Genomic DNA, 7,729 nt, shown 5'->3' on the forward strand with positions numbered 1-7,729 from the left:
TGTAATTTCATGGCTGAGCGTTGTCAGGCCACCCCTAACGGCTAAGTTGAAATTCAAAATATTTTTAAATGAACTTTCTAGCTTTAATTTGATTGATCGTTATTTCAAAGAGAACTGGCTGATAATCTGGACAATAAAAAAGGGACCATGACAGTGTCATAGTCCCTTACATTAAATGGTATTATTTGTTTTCGAGAGTAGCTAAACCGTCTGTAAGAACCTTTTTCAAGGTTGCAGCGGAATCTTGCATCTTTTTCAATTCATCGGCTGAAAGTGGTGATTCGATGATTTGTTTCAAACCAGTACCACCGATAACAGCTGGGGTACCGATGTAAATGTCGTCCAAACCGTATTGGCCGTCCATGTAGGCACCAACAGGTAAGACAGCATTTTCATCACGTAAAATAGCCTTCGAGATACGCATTAAGGCGGTCCCGATACCGTAGAAAGTAGCACCCTTTAAGTTGATGATGTCGTAAGCCTTGTTACGAACGCCATCTTCGATCTTAGCCAAGTCTTCATCAGAAACGCCTTGTTCTTTGGCGATTTCTTTAACTGGGCGGGTACCAATGGTTGCAGTAGAGTAAGCAGCGAATTCAGAATCCCCGTGTTCACCCATGATGTAAGCATCAACGGAACGAGGGTCAACATTGAATTGCTTACCTAATGCGACACGTAAGCGTGAAGAATCTAAGGAAGTCCCAGAACCGATAACACGGTTCTTAGGGAAACCTGATAACTTCCAAGTAGCATAAGTTAAGATGTCAACTGGGTTAGCAGCAACTAAGAAGATACCGTCGAAACCTGAGTCAACAACTGGTTTAACAATTGATGACAAAATGTTTAAGTTCTTATTAACTAAGTCTAAACGTGATTCACCGGGCTTTTGAGGAGCGCCAGCAGTAATCACAACTAGGTCGGCGTCCTTGCAGTCTGCATATTCACCGGAGTAAATCTTCTTGGGAGCGGTGAATGCTTGAGCGTCTTCAAGATCGAGGGCATCACCCTTGGTACGATCCTTGGCAACATCGACAATTACGAATTCTTCAGCAATTCCTTGTTGAGCCATAGCAAAGGCGTAACTAGAACCAACGGCGCCATCGCCGACTAACACAACTTTTTGATGATTTGGCATGTTTGTCAAAATAAGTCATCCTCTCATAAACGAAAATTTGTTTAATACGATAAGAGTATAACATGGTTAACCATAATTAGGGCCGATTTAAGTTTGCTTTTAATGTAATTGTTATCCAGCGCAACAAACACCTTTGGCGGGTGTCAGGTTGCGGTTTGTGGTATACTAACTGGACTTAATAAACGCTAACTTTAAATGGACAGACCGAAGCGCTGAGCGGAGGATGTGCGTGGATGGGGACTGCTGGTGACAGTGGCCGCCTCAAGTTGCCGAATCGGGCTGAATGCCGGTTCGGCCTGTTTTGGTATGGCAACTAATAGGAGATAATAATTCAATGAAGATGATCGTAGGTTTAGGTAATATTGGGAGTCAGTATGCGCAGACTCGACACAACGTGGGTTTCATGATTGTTGACGAATTGGCACAACAGTTTAATGCCGACTTTCAAACGAGCAAGTTTGAATCACAAGTCGCAACAACCTTTCAAAATGGGGAGAAATTACTACTAGTTAAGCCTTCTACTTATATGAATGATTCGGGTCGAGCAGTTGGTCCCTTGATGGATTACTATAATATTGATCCTGAAGATTTATTAGTCATTCATGATGATTTGGACCTGCCGTTAGGAAAAGTCCGATTGAAGCAACGCGGTTCAGCGGGTGGTCACAACGGGATTAAGAGCATTATCAGTCACGTTGGTGATCAACAGTTCAAACGGGTTAAAGTAGGAATCGATCATCCACAAAAGATGAGCGTGGTTGACTACGTATTAGGCAAGTTTACACCGGCACAGGTCCCGCTATTGAATGATGCAAAAATCACAGCCATTGCGGCTATTACGGCTTGGTTTGCGGATGATGACTTTGCGGCCGTCATGAATCAGTACAATTAATCTAGGAGGAACGTCAGAATGGATATTGAAACGATTGTTGAGCAGACGCCCGACTTTCAAACGATCTCGGCTGGAATCAGTCCACGTAGCCGGCAATTAATCACCGGTCTAAACGGTTCTGCCCGGACGGTATATCTGAGTACCCTTTTTCATCAATTAACTCATCCGTTACTGGTCGTGACTGATAACCTCTTTCATGCGAGCCAATTAGTGGATGACCTGTCTGGATTGTTGGATGAGAATCAGGCCTATCTATTTCCCGCTGAAGAAATGATGGCGTCAGAAATTGCGACGAGTTCACCGGAGTATCGGGCACAACGGGTGCAGGCTCTAAATGCCTTGTTGCGAGATGAACCTGCCGTTGTTGTTACCTCAGTATCTGGGGCTCGGCGCTTCTTACCGCCAGTTGAGCAGTTCAAAACGGCGGCAGTTGCACTAAAGGTTGGGGCTGAGCTTGATCTTGAACAATTACAAGTTCAACTCCACGATATGGGTTATACCAAAGAAAAATTGGTTGCTCGTCCCGGTGATTTTGCGGTTCGGGGATCAATCATTGATATTTATCCATTAGATGCCGATTATCCGGTGCGACTTGATTTATTTGATACGGAAATTGATACGTTAAAGTATTTTGATCCAGCGACGCAGCGTTCAGTAGATAGTTTGGATAAGTACACGGTGCTGCCAGCGACTGACTTTGTGTTGACAATGGACATGTTGCAAGCTGGTGCTAAACGGCTTCAGACCGCGATGACGGCTGAAAGCAAGCGGCTTAAACCGGCTGAACGCCAGACATTAGCCGATAATCTAATGCAGCCACTAGCTGACATGGAAAAAGGTGTTTTAGGGAACGACTTACTATTATATGGTGATTATTTATATGATCGTAAAACGAGCATCTTTGACTACGTTGCTGCGGACGGTGTAATTGTATTTGATGAATATTCGCGGTTCTTAGATAGTGAGCAGCAGTTATTGGCGCAAGAAGCGGACTGGGTGACGGATCAATTAGCCCACCAACGAGTTTTAGCCAATGCAAGTTATGGTAATGATATTCGGGATCTAGTACGGGATGATTCGCACGCGCAATTATTGATTTCACTGTTCCAAAAGGGCATTGGTAACGTCAAATTATCACAGATTACGAACGTGCGAACACGGCCGATGCAAGAATTCTTCGGCCAACTGCCAACACTGAAAACCGAATTAGACCGTTGGCATAAGTTACAACAGACCGTGGTCTTGATGGTTTCTGAAGAGGAACGGTTGGCGAAAGTCAGCAGCACGTTGGATGATTTTGAGATTGAAGCTGTCATGACTAAGGCAACCAACCTGCAACCTGGTGCTGTTCAGATTGTGCAGGGAAGTTTGCAGAACGGGTTTGAATTTCCAGATGGTAAGTTAGTCGTAATTACCGAACAGGAAATGTTCAAGAAAGTTACTAAGAAGCAACCGCGTCGACAAACGTTGGCTAACGCGGAACGCCTGAAGAGCTATAGTGATCTCAAACCGGGTGACTTCGTTGTGCACGTCAATCATGGGATTGGGAAGTACATCGGAATGGAGACGCTGGAAGTTGACGGTGTTCATCAAGATTACATTACGATTGAATATCAGAATGACGCTAAGATTTTTATTCCGGTGACGCAGTTGAACTTGGTTCAAAAATACGTGTCGTCAGAGTCTAAAACACCCCGGATCAATAAACTGGGTGGTAGTGAATGGACTAAGGCCAAACGTAAAGTTGCGGCTAAAATCGAAGATATTGCGGATGAATTAGTTGAATTGTATGCACAACGGGAAGCGGAAAAGGGTTATGCTTTCCCACTGGATGACAGTTATCAGGATGATTTTGATAACGAATTTCCATATCCGGAAACCCCAGACCAATTGCGCAGTATCAATGAGATTAAACATGATATGGAACGCGCCAAGCCAATGGACCGCTTGTTAGTTGGTGACGTGGGTTACGGTAAGACTGAAGTTGCGCTACGGGCGGCGTTTAAGGCCATTGAAGCTGGCAAGCAGGTTGCCTTCTTGGTGCCAGCCACGATTTTAGCGCAACAACACTACGAGACAATGCTCAGTCGTTTCGAAGGTTACCCAGTTAACGTCGGGATGTTGTCACGTTTCCGAACCACTAAGGAAATGAAAGAAACGGTGCAACAGCTAAAAGATGGTGAGCTAGATATCGTTGTTGGGACCCACCGGTTACTGTCGAAAGACGTCGCGTTTGCGGACCTGGGATTGCTGATTATTGATGAGGAACAACGGTTTGGCGTCAAGCACAAGGAACGGCTAAAGGCTTTGAAATCAAGTGTTGATGTATTGACACTGACCGCCACGCCAATCCCCCGGACGTTACACATGTCGATGTTAGGGGTTCGTGACCTATCCGTGATTGAAACACCACCAACGAACCGCTATCCAATTCAAACTTACGTGATGGAGCAGAATTATGGCGTCATCAAAGAGGGTATTGAACGAGAAATGCAACGTAACGGCCAGGTCTTTTACTTGCATAACCGGGTTCACGATATTGAAAAGGTCGTTGCTCAGATCAAGGATTTAGTCCCTGATGCAGCGGTCGCACACATTGATGGTCAGATGCCGGAGTCACAATTAGAAGGGATTCTCTACGACTTTATTCGTGGGGAGTACGATGTCTTAGTAACGACGACGATCATTGAAACCGGGGTCGATATTGCTAATGCTAATACGTTATTCGTTGAAAATGCGGATAAGATGGGCTTGTCGCAACTCTATCAATTGCGTGGTCGAATTGGTCGTAGTAGTCGGGTCGCCTATTCCTACTTCATGTATGAACAGAATAAAGTGTTGACCGAAGTTGGTGAGAAACGTCTACAGGCCATCAAGGACTTTACTGAATTAGGTTCTGGATTCAAGATTGCGATGCGTGATTTGTCAATTCGTGGTGCCGGTAACTTGTTAGGTAAACAGCAACATGGCTTCATTGATTCAGTCGGTTACGACCTCTATACCCAGATGTTGTCGGAGGCCGTGGCTAAGAAACGTGGTCAAGCCGCTAAAGTTAAGACGGATGCCAGTGTTGAGCTGGGTATCGAAGCTTACTTGCCAACGACTTATATCGAGGATGAGCGTCAGAAGATTGAAATCTACAAGCGTATTCGCCAGTTAGAGAATAATGAACAGTACTTGGAAGTTCAGGATGATTTGATGGACCGCTTTGGTGAGTACCCGGTTGAAGTTGCTGGTTTACTAGCCGTGGGACAACTGAAACGCTTGGCAGATGACGCGTTGATCGAGAAGATTAAGCGGGATGATCAGGATCTTCAATTGACCTTGTCGAAACAGGGGACGGCTAAGCTAGATACTAAAGATATCTTTAAGGCCTTAGCAAAAACCAAATTAAAAGCGACAGTCGGAATCGATGATGCTAAAATGAAGGTTAAATTAGTGATTCAACCACGGATGCAACAGGATGAGTGGTTGGAACAATTGACGCAGTTCGTCCAACAGTTGGGTGCCATTTTAGCGGCCAATGAGGTAGCGGACGCGTCATAGTCGTAGCGATTGCACAACTGTCAATCAATGACTCAGTGTTTAATCTCAGTAAGGTGGTACCGCAGCGTCGGTAGAAGGGATTGGCTATGCCAAAAGATCACTTGAACACCATGTTCAAAGGGGCGTTAATACTTTCGATCTCATCGTTAGTCGCCAAGATTCTCAGTGCGGTATACCGAATTCCGTTACAGAACATGGTTGGTAATACGGGTTTTTACGTTTATCAGCAGATTTACCCGATTTATGGCATTGGGATGACCTTTGCGTTAAACGGGTTTCCAAATTTTATCTCTAAATTAGTGGCTGAACAGCCGGACGAAACGAGTAAGACGTTGATTACGCGACGGGCCTTTCATATTTTAAGCGGTTTATCGCTGATTATCTTCTTAGGATTACAAGTTGGTGCGAACTGGATCGCTTTTCACATGGGTGATGGCAACTTAGCGCCAATCATCAGTTCGGTGGCGTGGATGTTCATCTTTATGCCGTGGTTAGCGACTGGGCGAGGCTATTATCAAGGTAAGTTCTTGATGGGGCCAACCGCTGTCTCACAACTGATTGAGCAAGTGGTCCGGGTCGGCATTATTATTCTGGCAGCTTACATCAGTCTGCACCGCGGCTGGGATAATTATCACATGGGGACGTGGGCGATGAGCTCAGCACCCTTTGCCGCAATTTGTTCATCGCTGATTTTTACCAGTTTTGGCTTGAAATATCTGTTGGCGCCGGCACCGGAAGCAACGCGGCCGTTACCCAGTTATCGTAAATTGACGAAACGCTTCATTGTTGAAGGTGGAACGCTATGCTTAGTTGCAGCCGTCGTTATCTTATTACAACTGGTCGATTCGTTTACGGTGATGCGTGGGTTAGTGCACCAGGGGCAGCTTCCTGAAGTGGCAAAAGCGCTCAAAGGGGTCTATGATCGTGGCCAACCGTTAGTTCAATTAGGATTAGTAGTAGCCACCGCGTTTTCGGCGACCCTCTTACCAGCATTAACGAATGCGTTAGCTAAACGGCTACCAATCGAATTCAAACGTCAAACGCAAGCCATGGTTCACGTTAGTCTGGCATTATCGATGGCAGCGACCGTTGGACTAATCGCGTTGATGCCACAAATCAACCGCTTATTGTTCGGTTCATTAGAAGGAACAACGGCGTTACGAATTTACATTATTAGTATTCTCTTCGCAGCGCTGATTACAACGTACACCAGTGTATTGCAGAGTCTTAATCAGTACACGGCGATGATTATCGGAATTGTGGCGGGGTTGGCAACAAAAGGCAACTTCAATTACGTGTTCGTCGTGCACTATGGTATTAACGGGGCGAGCTTGATTACTGTCTTGAGTTTGGCAGTGATGTTCGCTGTTATGTGGTTAGGTTCACCCGAAGATCTACGACAGGTCTTGATGGAAAGTGGCTATTTAATTAAGTTACTCGCGATTAGTGCCGTAATGGGCGTGGTGGTCATCTTGAGTTGCCACCAGCTACAGGCGCTACTTGGGCCCGCATTAGCGAACACCCGTGGAATGGCGGGCGTGATTACGCTAATTGGAGTTATCGTGGGGATTATTGTCTTTGTTGTGGGAGCAATCTATGCGCGTTTATTTACGATTCGCGAGTGGCTAGTACTCCCATATGGTAAGCGGCTAATTAAAGCCGTTGCAAAAGGAAAGGAACAACAATTATGAGTATGCGTTTAGATAAATTTTTAAAAGTTTCACGAATTATTAAACGGCGTTCAGTCGCCAAAGAAATTGCGGACAAGGGCCGGATTCAAATCAATGGTAAAGTCGCCAAGTCTTCAAGTAACGTTAGTGTCGATGATGAATTAATCATTACTTTTGGTAACAAAACGTTGACGGTCAAAGTCACCCAGTTACTAGAAACGACCAAGAAGAACGATGCTGAATTAATGTATGACATTATCAGCGAAGATTACAAGACGGATTATAAGCAACCATTTAGTGATTAATAGTGTATGTTAGGTAATAACTAAGGGTTGAAAGTTAATGGCTTGCTGAAAAACTTGGTATGGCTGTAACTGAGAAAATAAATTAGTTACTTTCGCCTCCAGTGGTCAGCACTAGCTCAGCTGTGGGGACCGGGACAAGCCTGAGGAACGGTCTTGTCCCTCGCCCTGTCCCTTGGCACAA

The 7,729-nt window shown here is 45.1% G+C and carries 5 protein-coding genes; 4 read left to right on the forward strand and 1 reads right to left on the reverse strand.

Translation table 11 applies throughout. The annotated features are described in order from the left end of the window. Positions 1-181: 181 nt before the first annotated feature. Positions 182-1,135, reverse strand: coding sequence for an L-lactate dehydrogenase (locus tag ACG95_RS01800; protein WP_420324093.1), 954 nt, complete (start codon positions 1,133-1,135; stop codon positions 182-184). Between the two features lie 334 nt (positions 1,136-1,469). Here ACG95_RS01800 and pth point away from each other — a divergent pair, with 334 nt between their 5' ends. The 4 genes from pth to ACG95_RS01820 all read left to right on the forward strand — a co-directional run bounded on the left by pth (position 1,470) and on the right by ACG95_RS01820 (position 7,548). Further along, positions 1,470-2,027, forward strand: coding sequence for an aminoacyl-tRNA hydrolase (gene pth, locus ACG95_RS01805; protein ID WP_047998865.1), 558 nt, complete (start codon positions 1,470-1,472; stop codon positions 2,025-2,027). An 18-nt stretch (positions 2,028-2,045) separates the two neighbouring features. Next, positions 2,046-5,573 carry a transcription-repair coupling factor gene (gene mfd / locus ACG95_RS01810; RefSeq protein ID WP_047998866.1) on the forward strand — a complete coding sequence of 1,176 codons (3,528 nt, stop codon included), beginning with the start codon at positions 2,046-2,048 and terminating at the stop codon, positions 5,571-5,573. Between the two features lie 86 nt (positions 5,574-5,659). Continuing rightward, positions 5,660-7,264: a putative polysaccharide biosynthesis protein gene (locus ACG95_RS01815; protein ID WP_047998867.1), complete on the forward strand. Its 1,605-nt coding sequence runs from the start codon at positions 5,660-5,662 to the stop codon at positions 7,262-7,264. A gap of 2 nt (positions 7,265-7,266) precedes the next feature. Beyond that, a complete protein-coding gene (locus ACG95_RS01820) occupies positions 7,267-7,548 on the forward strand; it encodes a S4 domain-containing protein (RefSeq protein WP_047998877.1) in 282 nt (93 codons plus the stop codon). Positions 7,549-7,729: the final 181 nt, after the last annotated feature.

The organism is Lactiplantibacillus herbarum, from assembly GCF_001039045.1.
Classification (GTDB): Bacteria; Bacillota; Bacilli; order Lactobacillales; family Lactobacillaceae; genus Lactiplantibacillus; species Lactiplantibacillus herbarum.

Coding starts and splice junctions, on each gene's coding strand:
- ACG95_RS01820 (WP_047998877.1), top strand. CDS start 7,267: ATGCGTTTAGATAAATTTTTAAAAGTTTCACGAATTATTAAACGGCGT.
- ACG95_RS01815 (WP_047998867.1), top strand. CDS start 5,660: ATGCCAAAAGATCACTTGAACACCATGTTCAAAGGGGCGTTAATACTT.
- mfd (WP_047998866.1), top strand. CDS start 2,046: ATGGATATTGAAACGATTGTTGAGCAGACGCCCGACTTTCAAACGATC.
- ACG95_RS01800 (WP_420324093.1), bottom strand. CDS start 1,135: ATGCCAAATCATCAAAAAGTTGTGTTAGTCGGCGATGGCGCCGTTGGT.
- pth (WP_047998865.1), top strand. CDS start 1,470: ATGAAGATGATCGTAGGTTTAGGTAATATTGGGAGTCAGTATGCGCAG.